We start from the raw sequence: 25,773 nt of genomic DNA on the forward strand, positions 1-25,773 counted from the left end.
TTAACAATGTTAGAAATAAAACCTATATTTAACGCCTTATGCCGCTCAAAGGTGGGCGCTGTATTACTGCTAATTCAAATTGCAATTACCACAGCTATAGTCAGTAATGCTGCATTTATCATTCAAGACAGAATTAGCTATTTAAACCAAGAAACGGGCTACCCTGAGCAAGATATATTTAAGTTTAATGTAATGACCTTTGGTACTGATATTAACTTAAGCCAGCAGTTTGAGCTTGATGAAAGCATGCTTAGAAAAATGCCAGGCGTAGTTGATGCCGCATTAAGCAGTAGTATCCCGCTATCAGGCAGTGGCAGCGCTTCGAGCTTTAATTTACAACCCGCTCCACAAGAAGGCCTAAGTGTAAGAACTGCTTATTTTTTTATAGATGACCACGCAATTAATACCTACGGCGTTAACTTAATTGCAGGGCGAAACTTTACCGAAGATGAAGTGCTAGTTACAAACGAAATTACACAAAAGCGCACCAACGTCACTATAGTCACTAAAGCCTTACTTGATGAGCTCTACCCTGATGGAGATGGTTTAGGAAAAATAGTTTATTTTGGTGACCTACCACTTAAAGTTATTGGCGTGATCGGAAACATGAAAGGCCCGTGGCTCAAAGACAGTAAACCCGATAATCTTGCGTTTATTCCTTATATTAAAGCAGCAAGTTATGCACAAGTTGCCGTTCGTACAGAGCCTGGTCAGCGAGCAGCTGTAATGAAAGAAATAGAAAATGCCATGCTCGAAAATTACAGCAAACGCGTTATTAATAACATTAAAGGACTTGATGAATTAAAAAATGAGTATACCGCTAAAGACCGCCTCATGATGCGCATGCTCATAGTATTAATCACTATTTTAGTGCTTATAACCGCTCTCGGTATTTTTGGCTTAACCTTATTTAATATTAGCAAACGTACTAAGCAAATTGGCACACGCAGAGCACTTGGTGCAAGAAAGTCAGCTATTGTTAGCTACTTTTTAGTAGAAAATGCATTAATTTGTAGCCTAGGTTTAGCCTTAGGTGTGGTAACAGCAATACTACTTGGGAAAATGTTAATGCAGTATTTTTCTGTAGCCGCACTACCGCCAAGCTATATAGCCGTTACCGCCATTGTCGTATTATTAATGAGCTTACTTGCGGTATTAGGGCCGGCTAAACGCGCTGCTAATATTTCGCCCAGTATCGCAACTCGCACAATTTAACCTAGAATCCGCTTGAGGTAGATTTATTATCCAGAGTTTAGGTTACTAAATCATGTAAAAATCACTATGCTACACTGATTAGTAAGGCAGTGTAGCCATTAAAAAATTATAAAAATAACCTATGACTCATAAAATACTCATTGTTGATGATAACCAAGCAGTACTCGATGCACTTTCATTGTTGCTCGAGATCCACGACTTTTCGGTAGTCACTGCAACAAATCCGTTTGATGCTATGCAAATAGTTCGCTATCAGCGAATTGAGCTTGTAATTCAAGACATGAACTTTACCAGTGACACGACCTCTGGCGAAGAAGGTAAAGCCTTGTTTTATGAAGTACGAGAAATAAACCCACACCTCCCTATTATACTTATTACAGCCTGGACCGAACTTGCCACCGCCATTGAGCTTGTAAAAGCCGGTGCTGCTGATTACTTACCAAAACCCTGGGATGATGCAAAACTACTAGTTTGTATCAGTAATTTAATAGAGCTAGGCAGTGCTAAAAAAATAATGGCGACACTTAATCGCCATCAACAAGAACGTGAAGGTACATTTAAAAATGCAGACCTTGCTGGGCTAATATTTAAAAGCACGGCTATGGAACGACTGGTCACTATGGCGCTACAAGTAGCTAAATCTGATATATCTGCATTAATTACAGGCCCTAATGGAAGTGGCAAAGAGTGTATTGCGCATATTATTCAAAAAAACTCCCCACTTGTATCGCAACCTTTTATTAAGGTAAACGCAGGCGCACTACCACAAGAACTTATAGAAGCCGAACTTTTTGGCGCTGAAGCTGGCGCATACACGGGGATAACTAAACAACGTATTGGTCGATTTGAAGCAGCTGATGGCGGTACGTTATTTTTAGATGAAATTGGTAATTTACCACTTTCAGGACAAATAAAATTACTACGCGTAGTACAAACCGGCGAGTTTGAACGTTTAGGCTCAACACAAACACAAAAAGTAAATGTGCGAGTAATATCGGCTACTAACGAAAACTTACTACAAGCAATTGAACAAGGTCGATTTAGGGAAGACTTATATTATCGCCTTAATGTAATTGAACTCAATGTGCCTGCCCTTAGCGAAAGGCAAGATGATGTTTTAGCACTCATTAGCCACTTCTTACCTCACCGAGAGCTGACTATAAACACAGAGCAAGCACTTCAACATTATAAATGGCCAGGTAACGTTCGAGAGCTAGAAAATGCTTGTAAACGTGTAGCGGTACTAAAACCAACAGGTGCGCTTACAGTCGATGACTTTGCACTTTCGTCATCGGTTACTGCTCAACAAGAAGCAAAAGCAGAACCGACCAAACAGGAAATAGAACACGCAATGCGCGCTCATCAAGGTGTTATAGCCAAAGTGGCCCGTGAATTTGGTTTAAGCCGACAAGCTCTTTATCGTCGATTACAAAAAATGGGTATTGATTATTAATGCCAAACATTATTAGCCACTTTACCCTAAGCCAAAAGGTTGTGTTAATTTGCGCACTTTGTAGCGCGCTGCCTGTTTTTATTATTGCCGCACTTAGTGGTTTTGATATGTACTACACTCTGTTTTTAATATTACTAACGCTTGCATTTAGCACCTTGCTTTCAAGAGCTCTCACCAAACCAATAAAGCTTGGCATGCAATCGCTTGAAACCGGGTTGCTTAATTTTAAAGATGGTGAGCTCTCCAGCTTACTAGCGTATAAAAGTAATGATGAACTTGGAAAACTATGCCGACTTTATAATCAAACCGCTAAACAGCTTCGCCAAGAAAAACAATGGATTTACCAGCGCGAGTTAATGCTTGATAAAGTATTGCAAAGCTCGCCGCAAGCGTTATTACTGGTCAATGATAATAATACGGTGGTATTTAGTAATTTAATTAGCCGTAGTTTATTTAATAGCGCAACCCGCCTTGAAGGTATGCAGCTAAGTAAATTACTCGAAAATTCGCCCCTGCAATTAATAGCAGCTATAGAGCACGGTGTTGATGGCCTCTTTAATATAGAAATAGAGAATCAAGACTCGCAAACTTGGCATTTAGCCACCGGGGAGTTTTTACTCAATAACCAAAAGCATCATTTATATATATTTAAACAGTTAACCCGTGAGCTTAGTCGCCAAGAAGTTGCCGTGTGGAAAAAGGTAATACGCATTATCAGCCACGAATTGAATAATTCACTCGGCCCTATGTCGTCCATGTTACACAGCGCACAATTGCTCGCAAATAAAGTTGATGAGCCCCGCCTTGCCCGTGTATTTGCAACTATTGATGAGCGAATTAGTCATTTAACTGAATTTGTACAAGGCTATGGCAAGTTTGCTAAATTACCTCAGCCACAAAAAACACGGATTAACTGGCAAAACACACTCAATAATTTAAAAAATCACTGGCAATTTAGCTACGAAATAAAAAATTCACACAATGAATTACAAGCTGATCAAGCCCAACTCGAGCAGCTGCTCATAAACCTATTAAAAAATTCACACGAGTCAGGCTCCAACGCCAATGAAATACATATTCAGGTCGAATTTGTACCCCAAGCTTGTGTTATAAATGTGAGCGACTGCGGCAAAGGAATGAGCGAGCAAGTAATGGCAAATGCTTTAGTGCCCTTTTATTCTACAAAAAGTACGGGGAGTGGTTTAGGGCTAGCCTTATGCAGAGAAATAGCAGAAGCGCACCAGGGGCATATAAGTTTACATAACAAAATAGAGGGCGGCTTAAACGTACAAGTGAGCCTTCCTTATTCGTAAATTCACAAAAATTAAAAACAACAAAGCCACTTAAAAAGTGGCTTTGTGTTTAAAGAGCTTAATAACCTGATAGCAGGTTGAGTAATAAATTACTCTGCGTCAGCTTCTTTATATTTAGCAGCAGTTTCTGTAATTAACGGCTGTAATTCACCGCGTTGAAACATTTCGATAATAATGTCACAACCACCAACTAATTCGCCATCTACCCATAATTGCGGGAATGTTGGCCAATTTGCGTATGCTGGAAGCTCAGCACGAATGTCTGGATTAAGTAAAATATCAACGTATGCAAATGGTTCACCACATGACATTAACGCTTGCGATGCTTGTGAAGAAAAACCACAATTTGGTAATTTTGGTGACCCTTTCATAAAAAGGATTATTGGGTTTTCTGAAATTTGCTGTTTAATTTTATCAATGGTTTCCATCTACAACCTCAAAGTAACGATAGCTAAATATATTTAGGTCTTGAAAATAACTCATCGTGACCACAAATATATAACTTAAAATGGGCAAATAAAGCCGCAATTGAAATAGTCTTTCGCAATAGCATTGCTGTTTGCTTAAACTTGAGTAAAATACTCAACAATTATAGTAACACTATATTACCGCTTGGTATAGGTAACTGGTCTGTTTCAACAGGCATTACGTATTACCAAATGGACTATCAACCAAAGAAGATGGAGATAAAAAAATGGCATTTGAACTACCGTCACTACCATATGCAATCGACGCACTTGAGCCACATATTTCAAAAGAAACACTAGAGTTTCACCATGGCAAACACCACAACACTTACGTGGTTAAGCTTAATGGTTTAATCCCTGGTACTGAGTTTGAAAACAAATCTCTAGAAGAGATCGTATGTTCATCAGAAGGCGGCGTATTTAACAACGCAGCACAAATCTGGAACCATACTTTTTACTGGAACAGCTTATCTCCAAACGGCGGCGGCGAGCCTACTGGCGCAGTTGCTGATGCAATCAACGCTAAATGGGGTTCTTTTGATGCGTTTAAAGATGCATTAAATGACAAAGCAGTAAATAACTTTGGTTCAAGCTGGACGTGGTTAGTTAAGCTTGCTGATGGTTCACTAGACATCGTTAATACATCTAACGCTGCTACACCATTAACTGATGATGGCGTTACTCCAATCCTTACAGTGGATTTATGGGAACACGCTTACTACATTGATTACCGTAACGTTCGTCCAGATTACCTTAAAGGTTTTTGGTCGCTTGTTAACTGGGAATTCGCGAACGCTAACTTCGCTTAATTAGCCTTTAAACGCTAATGTAAAAAAGACGCTTAGGCGTCTTTTTTTGTTTCTTGTTTATCACACCCAAGCGCCTCATCATTTAATAAAACACTTTTAGTAACATGATCTTTTTTCACTTAAATTTTTAATTTTATTGCACAAAAATACAGATTCGTGACTAGACTTTAAAAGGTAAGCACCTTTTTACAGCGGGTTTCGGAGGTTATTATGACGATTTTTGAGCATTACCAAGCACGATACGAAGCGGCACAGGAAGAAGAATACAGTATCGCTGAATTTCTTGAGATTTGTAAAACCGATAAGTCTGCCTACGCCAGCGCACCAGAACGCCTACTCATGGCAATTGGCGAACCAAACATGGTAGATACCGCAACGGATGCACGACTAAGCCGGTTATTTTCTAATAGAGTAGTTGCACGCTACCCTGCCTTTGCTGATTTTTATGGTATGGAAGACGCCATTGAGCAAATAGTCTCTTATTTAAAACACGCAGCCCAAGGGCTTGAAGAATGCAAACAAGTGCTTTATTTACTTGGACCTGTTGGTGGGGGTAAATCATCCATTGCTGAAAAACTAAAATATTTAATGCAACAAGTGCCTATTTATTCAATTAAAGGTTCTCCGGTAAACGACCATCCTCTTGCATTATTTGACCCAATAGAGGACGCCGACGTACTTAAGCAAGAATACGGTATTAAACCGCGCTACTTAAAAACCATTATGTCGCCTTGGGCTGGCAAACGCTTAAAAGAGTTCAATGGTGATATTAGCCAGTTTAGAGTGGTTAAACGCTACCCTTCTATTTTAAACCAAATAGGCATTGCCAAAACCGAACCAGGAGATGAAAACAACCAAGATATTTCGGCGCTAGTGGGTAAGGTCGATATTCGCCAGCTTGAGCACTTTGCCCAAAACGATCCTGATGCATACGCCTACTCGGGCTCTTTATGTTTAGCTAACCAAGGGCTGATGGAATTTGTAGAAATGTTTAAAGCGCCTATTAAAGTGCTGCACCCTTTACTTACCGCAACCCAAGAAGGTAACTACAACGGCACAGAAGGCATTAGTGCCCTGCCTTTTAATGGCATGATCCTCGCTCACTCTAATGAATCTGAGTGGCAAACTTTTAAAAACAATAAAAACAACGAAGCATTTTTAGACCGTGTTTATATTGTAAAAGTACCTTATTGCTTACGTGTAACCGAAGAAATTAAAATTTACGACAAATTACTTGAGCACAGCGAGCTATACAACGCACCATGCGCACCAGGTACACTTAAAACATTGGCGCAATTTACGACGCTATCACGTTTAAAAGATCCAGAAAATTCAAGTATCTATTCAAAAATGCGGGTATACGATGGCGAGACTCTAAAAGACACCGACCCTAAAGCAAAATCGTATCAAGAGTATCGTGATTACGCAGGTGTTGATGAAGGCATGACGGGGCTCTCTACTCGCTTTGCGTTTAAAATTTTATCCCGCGTGTTTAACTTTGATACCACTGAGGTTGCTGCAAATCCGGTGCACTTATTTTATGTACTTGAGCAACAAATAGAGCGCGAACAATTTTCAAGCGAAATAGAAGAGCGTTATTTAAGCTTTTTAAAAGGCTATTTAATTCCGCAATATGTAGAGTTTATAGGTAAAGAACTGCAAACCGCCTATTTAGAATCGTATTCAGAATACGGACAAAACATTTTTGACCGTTATGTTATTTATGCAGACTTTTGGATACAAGACCAAGAATATCGCGACCCTGATACGGGACAACTATTTGACCGAGCCGCGCTTAACGCCGAACTTGAAAAAATAGAAAAGCCAGCAGGTATTTCTAACCCTAAAGATTTCCGTAATGAAATAGTGAACTTTGTATTGCGTGCCCGTGCGCATAACAACGGTAAAAACCCACTATGGACAAGCTACGAAAAACTACGCACGGTGATTGAGAAAAAAATGTTCTCTAATACCGAAGATTTGCTCCCTGTTATTTCGTTTAATACTAAAACGTCTGCAGAGGATCAGCAAAAGCACGAAGACTTTGTGAACCGTATGGTCGAAAAAGGCTATACACAAAAACAAGTTCGCTTGCTTTCTGAGTGGTATTTACGGGTTAGAAAATCGCAATAACCTTCATAGTCGTAGTATATAGGAGGTCAATATGGCGCATTTTATAGATAGGCGTTTAAACGGAAAAAATAAAAGTACGCTTAATCGCCAGCGCTTTATTAGGCGCTATAAAAAACAAATTAAAGAAGCGGTTTCAGATGCGATTAACAAACGCAGCGTTACAGATTCAAGCTCTGGTGAGAGTATTTCTATTCCACAACGCGATATCAGCGAACCTACATTTCATCAAGGGCAAGGCGGGAATAGAGAACAAATTCACCCAGGCAACGATCAGTTTTCTACTGGTGATAAAATTGAACGCCCTAAAGGCGGACAAAGCGGCGGTGCCGGTGAAGGTGACGCCAGCGATTCGGGCGAAGGGCAAGATGAGTTTGTATTTTCGATATCAAAAGATGAATACCTTGATTTACTGTTTGAAGATTTAGAACTTCCTAACTTACAAGAGAACCAGCTTGATAAGTTAGTGCAAATGAAAACCCATCGCGCAGGTTTTTGTAGCGACGGCATGCCAAGTAATATTGATATTGTCCGCTCATTACAAGGCTCGCTTGCACGGCGTGTTGCCATGAGTGCAGGTAAAAAACGCCGTTTAAAAGAGCTCGAAGAACAACTTGCTCTGCTGCTTGCTGGTCCACATAACGATAAAGCGGCAATTGCTTTATTACAAAAAGAAATTGCAGCATTAAAACTACAAATTAAATCGGTCCCGTTTATTGATAACTACGATTTACGTTTTCGTAATTACGAAAAGCGCCCTCACCCCACCAGCAAAGCGGTAATGTTTTGTATTATGGATGTGTCAGGCTCAATGGATCAGCCAACAAAAGACATGGCAAAGCGCTTTTATATTTTGCTCTATCAATTTTTAACACGCAGCTATAAAGACATAGACGTTGTTTATATTCGCCACCACACACAAGCAAAAGAAGTAGACGAGCAAGAGTTTTTTTATTCCCAAGAAACTGGCGGCACTATTGTTTCAAGCGCACTTAAATTAATGAACGAAATAATAAAAGAGCGTTATCACGCAAACGAGTGGAATGTATACGCCGCACAAGCCTCTGATGGCGATAACTGGGCGGACGACACCCCGCAGTGTGGTGAAATTTTACGTAATAAGCTCTTAAGCGCAGTACGCTATTTTGCTTATATTGAAATAACCACTCGTGCTCATCAAAGCCTATGGCGCGAATATGAATCTATAACACACAGCCATAATAATTTCGCCATACAGCATATTCAAAGCGTTGAAGATATTTACCCAATTTTTAGGGAGCTATTTAAAAAAGGTCGTCAACAGCAAAACTCTGCATAGCCAAAAGCGAGGTAGCATTATGAATGATAAACGATTGAGTGATGGCCCAGATTGGACCTTTGATTTATTAGATGAGTATCAAGGTGAAATTGCCCGTGTTGCAGCTCACTACAGGTTAGACACCTACCCTAATCAAATTGAAGTGATAACCGCAGAGCAAATGATGGATGCTTATTCAAGCGTTGGTATGCCTATTGGCTACAGTCATTGGTCGTACGGTAAAAAGTTCATTCAAACAGAGCAAAATTATAAGCGCGGACAAATGGGTCTCGCTTACGAAATAGTGATAAATTCAGACCCTTGTATTGCGTACTTAATGGAAGAAAATACCCTACCTATGCAAGCGCTTGTTATGGCACATGCATGTTACGGACATAACTCATTTTTTAAAGGTAACTACTTATTTAAAACCTGGACCGATGCTGGCTCAATTATTGATTACTTGGTATTTGCTAAAAACTACATAAGTCGCTGTGAAGAAAAGCACGGTATTACACAAGTAGAAGCCCTACTCGACTCATGTCATGCATTAATGAATTACGGAGTCGATCGCTACAAACGTCCACAACAAATATCGCTATTTGAAGAGCAAAAACGCCAACAAGAGCGTGAAGACTACCTTCAATCGCAAGTAAACGAATTATGGCGAACTATTCCTGAGCAACAGCAAGAAACCAAAAAGAAAGTACGTCACTTTCCTTCTGAACCACAAGAAAATATTTTGTATTTTATTGAAAAAAATGCCCCATTACTCGACTCTTGGCAACGTGAAGTGATACGTATTGTTCGTAAAATTTCGCAATACTTTTACCCACAAAAACAAACTCAAGTAATGAATGAAGGTTGGGCAACTTTTTGGCATTACACCATCCTTAATCACTTATATGATGAGGGAAAAATCACCGACTCGTTTATGTTAGAATTTTTACAAAGCCACACCAACGTAGTTTATCAGCCACCTTATAACAGTAAGTATTATTCAGGCATTAACCCATATGCTTTAGGCTTTAATATGATGGTTGATATTCGCAGAATATGTGAGCACCCAACTGAAGAAGATAAACGCTGGTTTCCTGAATATGCAGGCAGTAATTGGCTAGATACACTGCATTTTGCAATGGAAAACTTTAAAGATGAGAGTTTTATTAGCCAGTTTTTATCGCCTAAGTTAATTCGTGATTTTAAATTATTTACTATTATTGATCATACTAATAATCCCCATTTAGAAATTGGCGCAATACATAACGACAATGGTTATAAAGCTGTAAGAGAAGCGCTCTCAGCGCAGTACAACTTGAGTAATCATGAGCCCAACATTCAAGTATATGACGTTGATATTAGAGGTGACCGTTCACTAACCCTACGCTATGTACCTCATAACAACATTCCTTTAGCAAACTCGCACGAGGAAGTACTTAAGCATCTTTACAGATTATGGGGCTTTAAAGTAAAACTAGAGCAAGAGTCAAATTCTGGTGAGGTTTCAATGATTGGTCAATGCCCAATAGATGACTCTCGACACACAACACAATAATGAAGGGCAATAAAATTTTCATACTGATTGGGTTTGCTCAGCAGATTGTAAAAAACACCCTATTATTAACCCTAAATTCTGGATATAAAAAATGACGCTTAAGCGTCATTTTTTATATCTTCGTAGGCTATTACTTTATTTCGCCCTGTATTTTTAGATTGGTACAGTGCTTTATCTGCAGCCTCTATCCAGCGCTCATGATTTTTAAAATCATTACTGCTACCAGCCAGCCCTATACTTACCGTCATTGTTATTTCAAAGTGTTTATACTTAACAGGGTTAGTTTCAATCAATACCCTTAAACGCTCAGCAAATACAAAAGCGCCTTCTTTATCTGTATCAAGTAATGTTACTGCAAACTCTTCACCGCCATAGCGCCCTGCAACATCAGTTTCGCGCAGCGTCGTACGTAGTAAGTTAGATAAATGACGAAGCGATTCATCACCACAGCTATGGCCATATTCATCATTTATTTTTTTAAAGTGGTCAATATCAAACATTAATAATGTACTACAGCCACCACTTCGCTTAACTCTCAAAAACTCTTGGCGTAGCGTACCTTCCCAGTGTCCACGGTTTGCAAGCTGCGTTAAGCTATCTGTTTGACTTACTTGTTCTAATTTTTTGTTTAACTCTTCAAGCTCTTTTTTATTTACCGCGACATCTGTTACATCATACAAAATAATACAAATATGGCTAACTTCGCCCATCGTATTTGTAAGAGGGATAAATGTCGCATTTTGATACATATAATCAGCTTTACCAGTAATAGGTCGATAATTTTTAAACCTAAAAATGTATGGCTGCTGCTCCCAAATCGTAAAAGAGCGGTTTTTTAAAACAAAAACCGATTCTGATTTACTTCTAAACCATTTTTCGTCTATTGCTGGAAATAAATCAAATAGGTCTTTATCTTTTACTGCGCTTGGTAGAAGCCCTGAATGGTTTTCCATAAAACCATTCCATACACACACCTTATAATCTCTATCAAGTACTACAAGGCCTACATCAACGGTATTAAACATATCCATAAGCCAATGGATCTCATTCATTTCTAAATCTGCAGCCATAACTTAATCTTCTAATAGGTAAGCAACTTTATACTTCAAAGTTTTAAGTGAATCTTCAGTAAATAACAGCATGAGGTCGCAATTTATATCATGGTTTTCAATACCGTAACTAATCTCTATAGCAAGGGTGCGTTGCCAACGTGACTTGTTTGATTTAACCAGCTCAGACACATCTCGGTGTTGGCCAAGTACTATTGGGTGCCCTTGGCTAAATGACATATCGAGCTGTTTTGAAAGACCCGTTAAAATAGCGCCTATCAAAATATTACTAATATCCATAAGCAGCTCAAGTTCAATTTTATCGTTTAACTCGCCGTCATAATTCATTAAAGAAGCTATTTCTTTAAAGCTTGAATCATTTAAAAGTAATAGCGCCTCGCCCGAAATGCCACCGCCAATAAAGCCCTGGCACACACCCGATGTAGCTGCATTATTATCTATAGACTGCAGCGCCATATCGAGTTCATTAACTTCCAAAATATTCACATTAGGAATTGGTAGCTCTACAAACACATTAAGAAGACGTGCAAGTAAATCCCCAGCCTGTCCCATAGCAACGTTAGTGAGTTCTTGGTATATATCCCGAACATCAGGGTCGACCTGCTCTCCAAGCGAATGAGAGAGACGCTCACGCATGGCTTTATCTTTAATCCCATGGTGTTCAATTATGCTGGCTAGTTTTTCGGGGGAACATGGTTTTTGAATGAAATCGATAGCACCCAGTTCAAGCACTCTTTGATGTGCACTTGGCTGTATATCACCAGAGACAACAACAGTGAGTATGTTTAGCCCCTGTTCTTTCATAGCGATTAATACTTCATACCCATCCATTTCAGGCATATTTAAATCGAGAAAAAGTATTTCTGGTTCAATTAACTTTATTTGCTTTATGCAATCAACGCCGTCGAGTGCAAATTCAACTTTAATATCCCAATCTTCAGGTAATGAACGAGCTAGCTGACGCCTAGCTAATTTTGAGTCATCACATATTAGTACCGATGTTGACATATTATCTCTCTGTTTCTAAACCAGTAATGAGCATTAAAATCATTTTATGATGGTTTTTATTTTTATTATTGAAGATATATTTTGTAACTTCATGTTAATCAAAGTTTAGCATAGTTACAATTTTTATATTGCAGAACTAATCCCAACTTCATTAGGGCGGTATAATCTCTTGGTTACTATAGCGCAGTATAATACACTGACGCCCATTGCGTTAATTTAAAAGGAAATACCTTATGTTACGTTCACTTACCTTTGCTTTGAGCGCATTTTGCTCTGTGGCTATTGCAGCCGATTACCCAGAAAACACGCTAGACATAGGAAAAGTATCTGCACAAGGCAAACCAGTCACTTTATTAGGCAAAGGGATCTCTGTTGGAGATAGCGCGCCAAATTTCAAAGTAGTTGATGACAACTTCATCCCTGTAACGCTTGAGGATTACAAAGGCCAAGCTGTATTGATAAGTGTAGTGCCAAGTCTTGATACAGGTATTTGTAGCCTGCAAACTAAGCATTTCAATGAAAAAGTAGCCTCGCAATTTCCAAGTGTTGTAATGCTAACAATTAGTGCTGATTTACCATTTGCTCAAAAGCGTTTTTGCAAAGCTGAAAATATCGATAAAATCACTACGTTATCAGATTCTGTTTGGCGCGATTTTGGCCAAAAATACGGATTGATTATTAAAGATATGGGCTTATTAACGCGAACGGTATTTATTTTAGATGAAAGACATAACGTCATTTATAAACAATTAGTTAGTAGCCTTTCAACTGAACCAGAATACAACAGCGTAATTGAGAAACTTAAAACGCTTTAAAGCCGATTAAATAGCACTGATTAAGCAATGCTAAACAACCTTAAAACAAAAAACCGCCAATTGGCGGTTTTTTAATGTGCTTTTATAATTAACCTAAAAGCTCACCAAGTTGTGAACTTACAGCTTCAACAGCTTGTGTACCATCTAGTTTGTGGTATTGAGTATTACCAGCAGCAGCTTCTGCTTGGTAGTAATCAACTAATGGCATAGTTTGCTCGTGATAAATACCTAAACGTTTACGTACTGTTTCTTCAGTATCATCAGCGCGAACAATTAAGTCTTCCCCAGTTTCGTTGTCTTTACCTTCCACTTTTGGTGGATTATATACAATATGGTAAACACGACCAGAACCAGGATGAACGCGACGTCCGCCCATACGTTCAACAATCACTTCGTCAGCCACGTCAAATTCAATAACGTGATCAACCACTACGCCATTTTCTTTCATCGCATCAGCTTGAGGAATTGTGCGTGGGAAGCCATCAAGTAAAAAACCTTTCTCACAATCAGCTTTAGTAATACGCTCTTTTACTAAACCAATAATAATATCGTCAGAAATTAGTTGACCAGCATCCATTACTTTTTTTGCTTCTAAGCCTAATGGCGTGCCCTCTTTAATTGCTGCACGTAACATGTCGCCAGTAGAAATTTGTGGAATACCGTATTTGTCCATTAAAAACTGAGCTTGAGTACCTTTACCTGCACCCGGCGCGCCCAAAAGAATAATGCGCATATTATTGTCCCCTAGTATGGATATTTATTTTAAAGCCTGAATTCTTCCACAAGCGCCGCCGATACTCAAGCAACTTATACTAATTGATGAGTTGTTGATGTATTTACAGCGCATTAAAAAAGGGAACATACGTTCCCTTTTATTTAAAGTATATAATTTATACTTTTATTAACTAAATAGTTAACTGACTACTTGCTTAGTTCAAGCATTAGTTTGTTTAGGCGAGTAACAAATCCTGTTGGATCTTTAAGTGTACCGCGCTCTGCAAGTAATGCTTGGTCTAATAAAACATGTGACCACTGTGAAAATTTATCTTCATCTTGTTCGTCATTCAAATGCTTAACAAGTTGATGCTCTGGGTTTAGCTCAAACACAGGTTTTGCTTCTGGTGCTGCTTGACCAACAGATTCCATTAGCTTTTGCATTTGTGAGCTCATGTCGTTGTCGTCACTTACAACACATGCTGGAGAATCTGTTAAGCGGTGCGTAAAGCGTACTTCTTTAACGTCATCACCTAGTGCTGTTTTAATACGCTCAACAAGGCCAGCCATCTCTTTTTCAGACTCTTCTTGCGCTTTTTTAGTCTCTTCGTCGTCCAGCTTACCTAAATCTAAATCACCACGTGTGATTGACTGTAGTTGCTTATCAGCAAATTCAGTTAAGTGGCTCATCATCCATTCGTCAACACGGTCACTTAGTAACAATACTTCAATCCCTTTTTTGCGGAAAATCTCTAAATGAGGGGAATTTTTCGCAGAAGTAAATGTATCAGCTACTACATAGTAAATTTTGTCTTGGCCTTCGTTCATACGCTCAACATATTGCTCAAGCGACACATCTTGCGTTTCTGAATCAGTATGAGTAGACGAAAAACGTAGTAGCTTACATACGGCTTCTTTATTTGCCGCATCTTCAGCTGGGCCTTCTTTCATTACTTGGCCAAACTCATTCCAAAATACTTGGTAATCGTCAGCTTTGTTTTTAGCCATACGCTCAAGCATTTTAATAATGCGCGATGTACACCCTTTACGAATAGCTTGCGTTACTTTGTTGTCTTGTAGAATTTCGCGAGATACGTTTAGAGGTAAATCGTTTGAATCTAGTAAACCTTTCACAAAACGAAGGTAGCTTGGCATGAACTGCTCAGCATCATCCATTACAAATACACGTTGTACGTAAAGCTTTAAGCCACTTTGACGTTCACGGTTCCATAAATCGAAAGGTGCTTTTTTAGGGATGTATAAAAGGCTCGTGTATTCAGTTTTACCTTCAACCTTATTATGTGCCCAGCTAAGTGGATCTTCCCAGTCGTGGCTTACGTGCTTATAAAACTCTTTGTATTCTTCATCAGAAAGCTCTGACTTATCACGCGTCCACAATGCAGTTGCGCGGTTAATACTTTCCCACTCACCTGGTACTGCTGGAATTTTTTCGCCGTCTTCGCCTTCAGACTCTGGTACTTCTGCTTTAAACATTTGTACCGGTGTTGAAATATGGTCTGAGTATTTAGTAACAATGCCGCGCAGGCGGTAATCGTCAGCAAATTCTTTTTCTTCATCACGAAGATGTAAAATAATGTCGGTACCACGGCCTTCTTTTTCAATTTCTTGAAGCGTGTATTCGCCTTCACCTTGAGATTCCCACTCGTAAGCGGTTGTTTCACCGGCTTTACGTGTACGAACAGTTACTAAATCGGCAACAATAAATGCTGAGTAAAAACCAACACCAAATTGACCAATTAATTGTGAATCTTTACTTTGATCACCCGTTAAGTTTTTAAAAAACTCAGCAGTACCCGACTTTGCAATAGTACCCAATGAGCTTATTACTTCATCACGTGTCATACCAATACCATTATCAGAAATGGTAATTGTATTTGCTTCTTTATCTGCGCTAATACGAACACGTAAATCGGCATCACCTTGGTAAAGGTCGCCTTGAGATAGCGCTAAAAAGCGTAACTTGTCTGCCGCATCTGATGCGTTTGACACAAGTTCGCGTAAAAATATTTCTTTATTAGAATAAAGAGAATGAATCATTAAGTTTAATAATTGTTTTACTTCTGTTTGAAAGCCTAATGTTTCTTTTTGTGCTGCAGTCATTTATATATCTCCAATTTGCAAAGTGTCTGCGTTATGCACTTAATATGGGGTGAGGTGTTAGAACTTCAAGGGAAAAATCAAAAAAAGGTGAAACGAAAAAATAGAATATCTCGTTTATCTAAAATGGGTGCGGACAATTAATATGAATCTTTTCACCTGTTGTTGGATGTTCAAAATATAAATCGCTGGCATGTAATTGTAAGCGTCCTGCCATGTACTCACTTTGCGCACTTTTATATAAATCACAGCCTAAAATTGGGTGCCCTATAAACTGGCTGTGTATTCGTAATTGATGGGTACGTCCGGTAACGGGCGTAAATTGCACTGAGGTTCTGCACGGTTGTTTAAGCCGCTCAAGCACACTGTATTCACTCACCGCTACTTTGCCCGTCGTTTGGCAAATTTTAACTCGCGGAAAAAGCAGTTTATCTTTTGCTATTGGTGCAGTAATTTCCCCCTCATCAACAGCTAAGCTACCCTCTAACATGGCTACATAACGCTTTTGGATAGTACGCGCCTGAAACTGTTTATTAAGATGCTTTGATGCTTTGGCGTTTAATCCAACAATCATAATGCCCGATGTACCCAAATCTAACCGATGCGGTAACTTAGCCTCAGCAAATGCGGCTGTTAACCCTTTTTGACCATGTACTAAACGGTAATGTACTGAGTCCCAGTTAAGCGGATTCTTACCAGACAAACTTAATAACCCACTGGGTTTATTGATCAGTAAAATATCGTCATCTTGATATAATATTTCAATAAACCCGTCGCACTTAGGCGCTACAAAGTCATCAACAATCATGTGTGGTGCTGAAGGTGTTTGCGATGTTGAGTTAGCCATTAAATTAGTCAATATCTTTTGAATGAAGCGCTTTTAAAGCCAATACTTGCTCACGTAAATCGTCTGCTACTACTTTGTCAGCGGCAATCGGGGTACCTACTGCAACCGACACCAAAGACCATTTTAATCGTGGTAGTTGCCACTTAGCTTTTCGGCTAAACATACTTCCCCACAGGCCCCCTAAATGCACAGGGATAACGGGCACAGGTGAGCGCTCAATAATGCGCTCGATTCCACGGCGAAAAATATCGATAGAGCCGTCACTGGTTAGTTTTCCTTCAGGGAAAATACCAACAAGTTCGCCTTTATTAAGCGCAGCAGCCACTTCGCCAAACGCTTTTTTAAACGCTTCCGGATTGGTTTTTTCACTGTTAATGGGAATAGCTTTGGCCATTTTAAATAACCAATGTAGGGCTGGCGAATAATAAATAGGGGCAAATACCATAAATCGGATAGGCCTTGGTGATGCTGCTAAAATAAACATCCAATCGACAAAGCTCACGTGATTACACACTATAACGGCAGCGCCTTCATCTGGAATATTACTTTCACCTTTTGTACGCACTCTGTACATACAAATAGCTAAAATATATATAATAAATCGTAAAAAGAACTCTGGTACTTTGGTATAAATATAAACAGATATAAGCAAGTTTAGCCCAGCAAGTAACAGTAGCAACTCTGAAATACTCCACTGAAAAACAGACAGCGTTACAATACTTAAAACAGCACTGCCCACCATAAACAGTGCATTTAATACATTGTTAGCCGCTATAACTCGTGAGCGACTCGACTCTTCAGTACGCTGTTGAATAAGCGCATACAGAGGTACAGTATAAAAACCAGAGCCAATACCAATGCCTGCCATCCATACAAAATGCCACAACATGTCGCCTGTTTTTAATAACTGATCAAGCGTCAATAATTCAAGGTTTTGAGGTAAATAAGAGCTAATAGCGCTCTCTTGGCTCAGTAAGTATAAAAACAAGGTAATTAAAATAGCGCCAAAAGGCACAATTCCTAATTCTATTCGAGAGCGAGAAAGCTTTTCACACAGTAATGAACCAATAGCAATACTTAGTGAAAACACAACAAGCGCGCTAGTTACAACCAGTTCATCGCCGCCCATTGTGTGTTTTACATAATTTGGTAGGGACGTTAAAATAATTGCGCCAATTAACCAAAACCAACTAATCCCAAGCACTGACTTACCAACCGATTCTGTTTGCGAATTAAGTGCTGAAAATACGTTTTTCGTGGATGAAAATATATTATAGGTAAATTTTAAGTTAGGCTCGTTTGCCTCACTAATGGGTATAAAGCGACTGCTCACATAACCCATAACAGCCAGTACTAATACGGCAATACTTATAAGCGTAGGCCCTACTGATTGAGTAATATAATAGGTGCCAAAAATTGTACCAATTAATATTGCTACAAACGTGCCTGATTCAACCAAGCCATTCGCTTTTGTTAATTCGTTAGGGGCTACGTGCTGCGGTAAAATAGAGTATTTTAATGGACCAAAAAACGTACTTTGTACGCCCATTAAAAATACGGTGGCTAACATCAGCCAAAGATACTGCGTTAAAATAGAGACTGCCCCTACAACCATAATAGGGATTTCACATAGCTTTACGATTCTGATTAGTTTGGATTTTTCTGTTTTTTCAGCTAGCTGCCCCGCCATCCCTGAAAATAAAAAGAAAGGTAGGATAAATAACCCAGCAGCAATATTTGAATAAAGTGCGCCATCAGCAAGCGTTGCAGCCTGGAATATCAATAAAATAAGCACTGATTGCTTATACACGTTATCGTTTATCGCTGAGAAAAACTGCGTAATAAAAAGCGGTAAAAAACGCTTACTACCCAGTAATGTACCTTGGTAGGGGTGATTATCTTTCATTGTATTCCTTACTAATTAGAGACATAGCCCAAAAATATATTATACCAATTCGTTTAATTAAATGATCTATTTTGAGGGCGGGAAAACGTGTTGATAGTTAGGCAAAAAACTCGCTATTTAGTTGTTCTAAATGAGAATTTTTTAACGCAGGTAGCGACACGTTTAGCCCCGCAAAATGATTAAGTATTATTGCGGATTGGTATTAGATTGCTTCTAAGCTTACCTTAAAAACAAAAAAGCCTACATAATTTAATCATGTAGGCTTTTATAATATCTTTTCAAATAGTAACTTAGAGTTAGTCTTGTGTAACTAAACGCCTGCCGCTAAAAGCATGCATAAGCGTTCTACCATCTACTAAATCAAGCTCGCCCCCCACAGGAATACCGTGAGCGATACGCGAAGCACCTACTTTATATTTATGACAAAGCTGAGCAATATAATGAGCTGTAGTATCGCCTTCAACGGTAGGGTTAGTCGCTAAAATAACCTCATTAATACCGCCTTGAGCAAGTTTTTGCTCTAAAACGTCTAAGCCAATTTCTTTAGGGCCGATACCGTCAATTGGCGATAAATGACCCATTAAAACAAAGTATAGCCCTAAATACTGACCTGTTTGCTCAATGGCAAGCACATCAGTAGGCGATTCAACAACACATAATATGCCGCTGTCTTGGCGTTTTGTACTTAAACAAATATCGCACTGAGCTTGTTCGCAAAAAGTACGACAAGACTGACAATGCCCTATGGCTGTCATTGCTTTAGTCAATGCATTGCCAAGCTGAGTGCCTCCTTTTCGGTCGCGCTCAAGCAAGTGAAAAGCAATACGTTGCGCTGACTTTGGACCAATGCCCGGTTGACAGCGCAGTGCTTCTATAAGCTGATTTAAACTATCTGAAAGTTGCATTATTTACTTAAAACGGCATTTTCATACCTGGTGGTAATTGCATACCGCCAGTTACTTTACCCATGCGCTCTTGTGTTTCTTCTGCAACACGGCGTACAGCATCGTTACATGCTGCTGCAAGTAAATCTTCAATCATGTCTTTGTCGTCTTCCATAAGGCTTTCATCAAGCTGAACACGACGTACATTGTGGTTACCAAGCATGGTTACTTTAACTAAACCGGCACCGGCTTCGCCAACAACTTCTAATGTTGCGATTTCGTCTTGGGCTTTTTGCATGCGATCTTGCATTTGCTGCGCTTGCTTCATCATGTTGCCCATTCCACCTTTAAACATAACTTTCTCTCTTTCTTTTAATACATTAATTAACATGAACATAAGGGCGATTGTAAGTAATTACAATGCCTGAATACTGTTTTCGTCAATTTCGGCGCTAAATACTTGCTGAAATTGTACTATGTTTTCATCAGATGTGATCACATCGATTGCTTGTTGATGACGACCTGCATCAATTTTTTGCTGAATAAGATAAGGAGAGTCAATAACTCCCTTAGCAAAATTAATACTTAACGACACGTTATGCTCATAAATACTCGACAATGCGGCATCTAATCTTTGGCGAAGCATCGGTGTATCTAAATGCTTTTGTGATTCATCAACGTCTATATGTAAACTGTTGCCTTGCTTGGTAAATATTGAATGCAATGCAAATTGGCGCATACGACCACCCAGTCCCATACGTTTAATTAAATAAGCCCATTCATCTTGTTGATGTGCAAATCTAATTTCACTAATTGGGCTTTGAAAATCATCAGGGGCAGGAATACTTACTTCCTCTGGCACTATTTCAGGCGCTTTTTGAGGGTTTATTTGCTCAAGTAATTCTGGCGCAAGATTTTCAGTAATTGTTTGGTGCTTTGCTTTAAAATCAATCTTACTAGCTGGCTTTATGTGGGAGTGATTATGTGCCTGGGTTTGGCCCCCTGTTACTGGGAGCTCATGCTTTTTTTCACTCTCACCTTCGCTATCAGTTGCCCAAGGAGGGATATCGCCAGACCCTGTACTTGAAGGGCTATTAAGCTCACTTGAACTTGTATCTGCACTACCTTGATGAACACTTTGGGCTTTAGGCATTCTTGGATGCTGTTCTGGCTTTTTAGCAGGCGCTTGGCTTGGCTGCACTGCTACATTATTTGCAGATGTACTTGTACTCTTGCCTGATAACCTACCCGCACCCGATATGTTTCTGTCACGTAAAATACGAGCAATGGCAGATTGCGCCTGCGCTTCTTGTTCAGCTATTGGCGTACTTGCATTGTGATTTGTTAAGGGCTCTGGTGAAGACTCTGAGTTTGCAGTAGGTGCAGGTTTAAAACCCTGATCTACAGCGCTACTCATTATATCGTCAAACTGCGAAGCTAACGTTTGCTCAGCATCACTATGTTGCATGTAAGCTTCATCTTCACTTTGGCGCTGGGCTTGAGCATCCGAAACAACATTGGTTTGTGGTTGCTCATTAGCTGAAGCCTGTTGTTCAATAGCGTTTTCACTTTGTTGAACCGGTTGCTCTACTGCAACTTGGGCAGGCTCATTATTACTTTGTACGACATCATTATTCAATGTCTGAGCGGCAACATTTGGTAAAGGCTCTATCTCAAGGGATTTAGGCTGCTCTGTATTGCTAACTGGCTTAGTATTATTTACAGGGACACTACTTTGGCTAGCTACAGTGTTTTGCGATGTTTTATTTTTATTTAATATATCTCGCAGTGCATTTGCGCGGCCTTGTTTATTTGGGGCCGGCTCTTCGTTTACTGTGTGTACAGTTTGTTGAGTGTCTGTAGGCTTAAATGCTAATAATCTTAGCATTATCATTTCAAAACCTAAGCGAGGTTCTGGTGCCCATTGTAAATCTTTTTTACCATTTAACAGTAACTGATAATAAACTTGAATTTGTTGTGGGCTCGTATGCTGTGCAACATGAGCAATATAATCTACATTTTTTTCATCTAGCCCTGCCGCTTCTGGCACTAACTGGGTTAGTTGAGTCAAATGCGTAAGTGCAATTAAATCATCAAGTAATGCCACATAATTAGGATTACGACTTGCCACCTGCGCAATCTCATCCATTAGCGCAGCGCCATCTTGTGCAAGTAATGCTGCAAGCAAGCTTTGGCTATAATGAGTATCCATTAAACCAAGCATAGTTTGTACTGCTTGATTATTAATATCACCATTTGTTTGTGCGATAGCTTGGTCGGTTAAGCTAAGCGCATCACGCATACTGCCATCAGCGGCTTTTGAAATAATGCTAAGTGCATCGGTATCAAAGCTAAGCTGCTCTTGAGTAAGTACGTGTTCAAGCTGTGTTTTAATTTCACTTTGCGATAACGCATTTAAGTTAAATTGCAAACAGCGAGATAAAATAGTAACTGGTAGTTTTTGAGGATCGGTCGTCGCCAATAAAAATTTCACATGCTCTGGTGGCTCTTCAAGCGTTTTCAAAAGCGCATTAAAGCTGTGCTTAGAAAGCATGTGAACTTCATCGATTAGGTATACTTTATAACGTCCACGTGTTGGTGCATATTGAACGTTATCGAGTATTTCGCGGGTGTCTTCTACTTTTGTACGAGAAGCCGCATCTATTTCGAGTAAGTCAATGTAGCGCCCTGCTTCTATATCTAAACAGCTGCTACATTGGCCACACGGATTTGCAGATATACCTTCGTCGCAATTTAAGCTTTTAGCAAAAATACGCGCAATAGTAGTTTTACCTACACCGCGGGTTCCAGTGAATAAATAAGCGTGATGCAGTCTATTTTGTGTAAGCGCATTTACAAGCGCTTGCTTAACATGAGACTGCCCAACCAATTCATGAAAGGTTTGAGGACGCCATTTTCTCGCTAGAACCTGATAACTCATCGATTACTCGCCTTCGAATTCAACCAATTTTAGGATTTTAATACCCATTTTTTTGATGCGCTGCTCGCCACCAAGTTCTGGTAGTGATACAACAAATGCAGCATCTGTGGCTTCGCCACCTAGTTTATGAACTAATTTAGCTGTGGCTTCAATTGTGCCGCCAGTTGCTAATAAGTCATCAACTAATAATACTTTATCGCCAGGTACAATTGCATCAACATGCAGCTCTAGCGTGTCTTCACCGTACTCAAGTAAGTAATCTTGACGAATAACTTCGCGTGGTAACTTACCTGGTTTACGAACTGGAATAAACGGAATGCCTAATGCGTAAGACAGTGGCGCACCAAAAATAAAGCCACGTGATTCTGTGCCAATTATTTTAGTAAAACCCTGATCTTTATATTCTGCGATAAACGCGTCAATAGTTGCTTTAAAGGCTTCTGGATTTGCCATTAAAGTGGTTACATCGCGAAACATGATGCCCGGCTTTGGATAATCAGCAATTGTAGTTATGCTGTTTTTGATAATTGCTGGTGTTACTTGAGTCATAATTTTAACTGCTCAATTGTTTATATTACAAAGCAGGTGATTATAACCTTAACTAACCTTTAATTGCGAGTTTGGCGTTATTATAAAAGAAGTATTAAGTGTGGGAGTGTAATTAAAAATAAAGATATTCAAGGCTGAAGTAAGCAACAGCCTTAATAAACGCTATGCATTTTAAGTTAAGCTAGTGATCCAGCCTAATATTGCATTTAAACACCCAATTCCTGCAAATACAGCTAAAAAAGCAAGAAAATAAGTAGCGTTGAACGGATCTTTAAAGTCTTTATCATCTGACATTGGTACAACCTTTTATTAAGCACGACAAATAAGGCTGCCATAATAGACGATGTAAAATCATCAATAAAGACCTTAATCTTGATTTTTTGTCACAATAACACCGCGCTCAACCATTGCATTAAGGGTAACCAATGCGCCTTGAGCAATTTGCTGTGCATTAAATTGTGGTGCATGAGCGAGTACTTGTTGGCAAACGTCGTCAAACGTCGCGCCCTCACTCGCCTCAACAATTGACAATAACAAAGCAGTCATCGCATTTGTTGCCAAAAATTGGACGTCATCGTCTTCATCTCTATACACAACAAAATAATTAAGTTGAGGTGATGGCTCTGTTGGCTTAAACCGCTTGCTTATATTTTGCACTGGGAACTGATAACTTAAATTTCTCGCTACTTTTGACAAGTACAAAGCTGAGCTAGTAAGCGCCGTTGCTTGTAATTTTTGCTCTTGCTCGTCTTCGTGTGCAATTGATACATCTAGCTCTACCCATTCATAATGCGCTAGTTCTAGCATAAACACGGGATCGTATCTTTTCATTTTATAATCACTTGATAAGTAATTAATAAACTCCCCTGCTATATCTAAAAAGTACGGCGAATGACAATCATATTCGCTAAAAAACTGGCGTACAAGAACCAGCCATTGCTTGTCTGTATATAAGGTTTTTAATACCGGAAAGCCTGATGATATAAAACCTTCAATGTTATTAAAAAATAGGTCGCGATAAATGGCCATACGCCTGTCTTCGATACCGCTGGGCTTTTTATTTTTTTTAGGCTCGCGAATATGCGCCATAAATTCGTTTTGTATTTCAATAAAGCTCATAACCAGGCACTCTTTTAATATTTATAAAGGCTTATATTAAGCTCGTTGTTTTGAAACCGTTGAAGTAATGTGTTTAGCTTGTAGCTCATGAATTATATCTAACTCTTTGGTTAAAATATTCATGGTAGGGATATTAAAATCGCGCTCAAGCAAGGTTGGAAATACGCCATGCACTTCATATGCTTTATCCAGTAGCTCCCACACAGGATCAATGACATCAGCACCATGTGTATCAACTATTAAGTCATCAGCCTCATTATAATGGCCTGCAACGTGCCCATAGGCAATACGATTAGAAGGCAGCCCAGTTAAAAACGATTGTGCGTTATAGCCATGATTAATCGAATTCACATAAATGTTATTCACATCCAGTAAAAGCTTGCAGTCTGCCTGCTCTAAAATGGTATTTGTAAATTCGAGCTCTGATAATTGCTGTCCAGGAGCGCCATAATAGGAAACATTTTCTATCGCAATTTGCTGCTCAAGTATGTCTTGTACTTGTTTAATACGAGGGACAACATGTGCTATAGCATCTTGTGTAAACGGAATAGGCATTAAGTCATACATATGGCCTTTACCAGAGCAGTAACTTAAGTGCTCACTGAAAATTTTTATATTGTGCTCTTCAAAAAAAACTTTTAAAGATTTAACAAATTCAACATCCAGTGGTTCGGGTGAACCGATAGACAGTGATAATCCATGACACACAAAATTATTTGCATCTGTTAATGTTCTAAATTGCTTTTTAAAGCGTCCACCTAGTTTTAACCAGTTCTCTGGCGCAACTTCCAAAAAATCTACTTGATTAGGTACGTGTTCAAGCAGTTCATCAAGCATTTCTCGTCGTAGGCCAAGGCCCACCATCCCGAAATCTGTACTCTGGATTTGTGTCATAACTACCTCTAACTTATCAAAAAAGGGCCTTAAGGCCCTTTTAGCATAACTTATTTAGAATAAGATATTAACGACCGCCACATTTACCTTCGCCGCACTTACCTTCTTTTTTAGTTTTTTTAGCATCGCCGCCGCATTTACCTTCACCACATTTGCCTTCTGTTTTAGCTTTTGCATCTTTTGCGTCGCCGCCACATTTACCTTCACCACACTTGCCTTCTGTTTTAGCTTTTGCATCTTTTGCATCGCCGCCACATTTACCTTCACCACATTTGCCTTCTGTTTTAGCTTTTGCATCTTTTGCATCGCCGCCACATTTACCTTCGCCGCACTTACCTTCTGTTTTAGCTTTTGCATCTTTTGCATCGCCGCCACATTTACCTTCGCCGCACTTACCTTCTGTTTTAGCTTTTGCATCTTTAGCATCGCCGCCACATTTACCTTCACCACACTTACCTTCTTTAGCGTCTAGTTGGTAACCTGTCACTAATTGTTGAAACTCAAATGGGTTGGCTTGTACATCTGCAGATACAAAGCTTGCAGAGCCAACAACTACTGCACCTAAAGTTAACGCGATTGTATTTTTTTTAACTGTATTCATTTTGTGACTCTCTTTAATCAAGTATTGTAAATCTCAGCAATAAAAATGTATTTTAAATTGCTTGTATG

Annotated in this window: 23 protein-coding genes; 8 read left to right on the forward strand and 15 right to left on the reverse strand. The window is 39.3% G+C overall.

Annotation, left to right across the window (positions count from 1 at the left end):
- The first annotated feature begins 6 nt into the window (after window positions 1–6).
- The 3 genes from QL995_RS08425 to QL995_RS08435 all read left to right on the forward strand — a co-directional run bounded on the left by QL995_RS08425 (window position 7) and on the right by QL995_RS08435 (window position 3,981).
- Entirely contained in the window at window positions 7–1,215 is a 1,209-nt protein-coding gene (locus tag QL995_RS08425; RefSeq protein ID WP_165740305.1) for an FtsX-like permease family protein, read from the forward strand.
- A gap of 121 nt (window positions 1,216–1,336) precedes the next feature.
- The gene (locus QL995_RS08430) at window positions 1,337–2,668 is read left to right on the forward strand and encodes a sigma-54 dependent transcriptional regulator (RefSeq protein WP_290293977.1); all 1,332 of its coding nucleotides are present in this window, start codon (window positions 1,337–1,339) and stop codon (window positions 2,666–2,668) included.
- Window positions 2,668–3,981 carry an ATP-binding protein gene (locus tag QL995_RS08435; protein ID WP_007584583.1) on the forward strand — a complete coding sequence of 438 codons (1,314 nt, stop codon included), beginning with the start codon at window positions 2,668–2,670 and terminating at the stop codon, window positions 3,979–3,981. Before QL995_RS08430 ends, QL995_RS08435 begins: the two co-directional genes overlap by 1 nt.
- 89 nt (window positions 3,982–4,070) lie before the next feature.
- On the opposite strand, the gene QL995_RS08440 is transcribed toward QL995_RS08435, so the two are convergent.
- Complete coding sequence (locus tag QL995_RS08440; protein ID WP_004335359.1) at window positions 4,071–4,409, reverse strand: Grx4 family monothiol glutaredoxin; 339 nt, start codon at window positions 4,407–4,409, stop codon at window positions 4,071–4,073.
- A gap of 266 nt (window positions 4,410–4,675) precedes the next feature.
- Here QL995_RS08440 and QL995_RS08445 point away from each other — a divergent pair, with 266 nt between their 5' ends.
- From QL995_RS08445 to QL995_RS08460, 4 genes are all read left to right on the forward strand, one after another.
- Window positions 4,676–5,257, forward strand: coding sequence for a Fe-Mn family superoxide dismutase (locus QL995_RS08445; RefSeq protein WP_002960323.1), 582 nt, complete (start codon window positions 4,676–4,678; stop codon window positions 5,255–5,257).
- Between the two features lie 210 nt (window positions 5,258–5,467).
- Window positions 5,468–7,390: a PrkA family serine protein kinase gene (locus QL995_RS08450; protein WP_290293979.1), complete on the forward strand. Its 1,923-nt coding sequence runs from the start codon at window positions 5,468–5,470 to the stop codon at window positions 7,388–7,390.
- Between the two features lie 31 nt (window positions 7,391–7,421).
- Window positions 7,422–8,705 carry a YeaH/YhbH family protein gene (locus tag QL995_RS08455; RefSeq protein ID WP_290293980.1) on the forward strand — a complete coding sequence of 428 codons (1,284 nt, stop codon included), beginning with the start codon at window positions 7,422–7,424 and terminating at the stop codon, window positions 8,703–8,705.
- 19 nt (window positions 8,706–8,724) lie between these two features.
- Window positions 8,725–10,239, forward strand: a complete 1,515-nt coding sequence (locus QL995_RS08460; RefSeq protein ID WP_290293981.1) for a SpoVR family protein — start codon at window positions 8,725–8,727, stop codon at window positions 10,237–10,239.
- A gap of 98 nt (window positions 10,240–10,337) precedes the next feature.
- On the opposite strand, the gene QL995_RS08465 is transcribed toward QL995_RS08460, so the two are convergent.
- Window positions 10,338–11,309, reverse strand: coding sequence for a diguanylate cyclase (locus QL995_RS08465; protein WP_024592692.1), 972 nt, complete (start codon window positions 11,307–11,309; stop codon window positions 10,338–10,340).
- A gap of 3 nt (window positions 11,310–11,312) precedes the next feature.
- Window positions 11,313–12,317, reverse strand: coding sequence for a response regulator (locus QL995_RS08470; RefSeq protein ID WP_007584074.1), 1,005 nt, complete (start codon window positions 12,315–12,317; stop codon window positions 11,313–11,315).
- A 233-nt stretch (window positions 12,318–12,550) separates the two neighbouring features.
- On the opposite strand from QL995_RS08470, the gene tpx reads away from it, so the two are divergent.
- Complete coding sequence (gene tpx / locus QL995_RS08475; RefSeq protein ID WP_007584075.1) at window positions 12,551–13,132, forward strand: thiol peroxidase; 582 nt, start codon at window positions 12,551–12,553, stop codon at window positions 13,130–13,132.
- An 88-nt stretch (window positions 13,133–13,220) separates the two neighbouring features.
- Here the strand turns inward: tpx and adk are convergent, their stop codons facing one another.
- From adk to QL995_RS08535, 12 genes are all read right to left on the reverse strand, one after another.
- Window positions 13,221–13,865 carry an adenylate kinase gene (adk, locus tag QL995_RS08480; RefSeq protein WP_010553395.1) on the reverse strand — a complete coding sequence of 215 codons (645 nt, stop codon included), beginning with the start codon at window positions 13,863–13,865 and terminating at the stop codon, window positions 13,221–13,223.
- A 188-nt stretch (window positions 13,866–14,053) separates the two neighbouring features.
- Window positions 14,054–15,967: a molecular chaperone HtpG gene (htpG, locus tag QL995_RS08485; protein WP_007584077.1), complete on the reverse strand. Its 1,914-nt coding sequence runs from the start codon at window positions 15,965–15,967 to the stop codon at window positions 14,054–14,056.
- A 118-nt stretch (window positions 15,968–16,085) separates the two neighbouring features.
- Complete coding sequence (locus tag QL995_RS08490; RefSeq protein WP_290293983.1) at window positions 16,086–16,811, reverse strand: RluA family pseudouridine synthase; 726 nt, start codon at window positions 16,809–16,811, stop codon at window positions 16,086–16,088.
- 4 nt (window positions 16,812–16,815) lie between these two features.
- Window positions 16,816–18,717, reverse strand: a complete 1,902-nt coding sequence (locus tag QL995_RS08495; RefSeq protein WP_290293984.1) for an MFS transporter — start codon at window positions 18,715–18,717, stop codon at window positions 16,816–16,818.
- A gap of 296 nt (window positions 18,718–19,013) precedes the next feature.
- Entirely contained in the window at window positions 19,014–19,622 is a 609-nt protein-coding gene (recR, locus tag QL995_RS08500; protein WP_008165968.1) for a recombination mediator RecR, read from the reverse strand.
- A 7-nt stretch (window positions 19,623–19,629) separates the two neighbouring features.
- Window positions 19,630–19,956 (reverse strand): YbaB/EbfC family nucleoid-associated protein, encoded by a 327-nt coding sequence (locus tag QL995_RS08505; RefSeq protein ID WP_002962306.1) that lies wholly within the window; start codon window positions 19,954–19,956, stop codon window positions 19,630–19,632.
- 60 nt (window positions 19,957–20,016) lie between these two features.
- Window positions 20,017–22,542: a DNA polymerase III subunit gamma/tau gene (gene dnaX, locus QL995_RS08510; protein WP_290293985.1), complete on the reverse strand. Its 2,526-nt coding sequence runs from the start codon at window positions 22,540–22,542 to the stop codon at window positions 20,017–20,019.
- Between the two features lie 3 nt (window positions 22,543–22,545).
- Entirely contained in the window at window positions 22,546–23,091 is a 546-nt protein-coding gene (apt, locus tag QL995_RS08515) for an adenine phosphoribosyltransferase (RefSeq protein WP_007584093.1), read from the reverse strand.
- Between the two features lie 171 nt (window positions 23,092–23,262).
- On the reverse strand, window positions 23,263–23,385 hold the full coding sequence (locus QL995_RS08520) for a hypothetical protein (RefSeq protein WP_002962301.1): 123 nt from the start codon (window positions 23,383–23,385) through the stop codon (window positions 23,263–23,265).
- Window positions 23,386–23,457: 72 nt separating this feature from the next.
- Window positions 23,458–24,210, reverse strand: a complete 753-nt coding sequence (locus tag QL995_RS08525; protein WP_290293986.1) for a putative DNA-binding domain-containing protein — start codon at window positions 24,208–24,210, stop codon at window positions 23,458–23,460.
- Window positions 24,211–24,246: 36 nt separating this feature from the next.
- Window positions 24,247–25,104, reverse strand: coding sequence for a DUF692 domain-containing protein (locus tag QL995_RS08530; RefSeq protein ID WP_290293987.1), 858 nt, complete (start codon window positions 25,102–25,104; stop codon window positions 24,247–24,249).
- 67 nt (window positions 25,105–25,171) lie between these two features.
- Window positions 25,172–25,705, reverse strand: coding sequence for a hypothetical protein (locus QL995_RS08535; RefSeq protein ID WP_010553389.1), 534 nt, complete (start codon window positions 25,703–25,705; stop codon window positions 25,172–25,174).
- Window positions 25,706–25,773 lie beyond the last annotated feature (68 nt).

Source organism: Pseudoalteromonas sp. APC 3358 (assembly GCF_030408075.1).
Taxonomy (GTDB): Bacteria; Pseudomonadota; Gammaproteobacteria; order Enterobacterales; family Alteromonadaceae; genus Pseudoalteromonas; species Pseudoalteromonas arctica.

Bases quoted from the DNA above. Each gene is read 5' to 3' on its own strand.
- QL995_RS08425 (WP_165740305.1), top strand. From the start codon at position 7: ATGTTAGAAATAAAACCTATATTTAACGCCTTATGCCGCTCAAAGGTG.
- QL995_RS08430 (WP_290293977.1), top strand. From the start codon at position 1,337: ATGACTCATAAAATACTCATTGTTGATGATAACCAAGCAGTACTCGAT.
- QL995_RS08435 (WP_007584583.1), top strand. From the start codon at position 2,668: ATGCCAAACATTATTAGCCACTTTACCCTAAGCCAAAAGGTTGTGTTA.
- QL995_RS08440 (WP_004335359.1), bottom strand. From the start codon at position 4,409: ATGGAAACCATTGATAAAATTAAACAGCAAATTTCAGAAAACCCAATA.
- QL995_RS08445 (WP_002960323.1), top strand. From the start codon at position 4,676: ATGGCATTTGAACTACCGTCACTACCATATGCAATCGACGCACTTGAG.
- QL995_RS08450 (WP_290293979.1), top strand. From the start codon at position 5,468: ATGACGATTTTTGAGCATTACCAAGCACGATACGAAGCGGCACAGGAA.
- QL995_RS08455 (WP_290293980.1), top strand. From the start codon at position 7,422: ATGGCGCATTTTATAGATAGGCGTTTAAACGGAAAAAATAAAAGTACG.
- QL995_RS08460 (WP_290293981.1), top strand. From the start codon at position 8,725: ATGAATGATAAACGATTGAGTGATGGCCCAGATTGGACCTTTGATTTA.
- QL995_RS08465 (WP_024592692.1), bottom strand. From the start codon at position 11,309: ATGGCTGCAGATTTAGAAATGAATGAGATCCATTGGCTTATGGATATG.
- QL995_RS08470 (WP_007584074.1), bottom strand. From the start codon at position 12,317: ATGTCAACATCGGTACTAATATGTGATGACTCAAAATTAGCTAGGCGT.
- tpx (WP_007584075.1), top strand. From the start codon at position 12,551: ATGTTACGTTCACTTACCTTTGCTTTGAGCGCATTTTGCTCTGTGGCT.
- adk (WP_010553395.1), bottom strand. From the start codon at position 13,865: ATGCGCATTATTCTTTTGGGCGCGCCGGGTGCAGGTAAAGGTACTCAA.
- htpG (WP_007584077.1), bottom strand. From the start codon at position 15,967: ATGACTGCAGCACAAAAAGAAACATTAGGCTTTCAAACAGAAGTAAAA.
- QL995_RS08490 (WP_290293983.1), bottom strand. From the start codon at position 16,811: ATGGCTAACTCAACATCGCAAACACCTTCAGCACCACACATGATTGTT.
- QL995_RS08495 (WP_290293984.1), bottom strand. From the start codon at position 18,717: ATGAAAGATAATCACCCCTACCAAGGTACATTACTGGGTAGTAAGCGT.
- recR (WP_008165968.1), bottom strand. From the start codon at position 19,622: ATGCAACTTTCAGATAGTTTAAATCAGCTTATAGAAGCACTGCGCTGT.
- QL995_RS08505 (WP_002962306.1), bottom strand. From the start codon at position 19,956: ATGTTTAAAGGTGGAATGGGCAACATGATGAAGCAAGCGCAGCAAATG.
- dnaX (WP_290293985.1), bottom strand. From the start codon at position 22,542: ATGAGTTATCAGGTTCTAGCGAGAAAATGGCGTCCTCAAACCTTTCAT.
- apt (WP_007584093.1), bottom strand. From the start codon at position 23,091: ATGACTCAAGTAACACCAGCAATTATCAAAAACAGCATAACTACAATT.
- QL995_RS08520 (WP_002962301.1), bottom strand. From the start codon at position 23,385: ATGTCAGATGATAAAGACTTTAAAGATCCGTTCAACGCTACTTATTTT.
- QL995_RS08525 (WP_290293986.1), bottom strand. From the start codon at position 24,210: ATGAGCTTTATTGAAATACAAAACGAATTTATGGCGCATATTCGCGAG.
- QL995_RS08530 (WP_290293987.1), bottom strand. From the start codon at position 25,104: ATGACACAAATCCAGAGTACAGATTTCGGGATGGTGGGCCTTGGCCTA.
- QL995_RS08535 (WP_010553389.1), bottom strand. From the start codon at position 25,705: ATGAATACAGTTAAAAAAAATACAATCGCGTTAACTTTAGGTGCAGTA.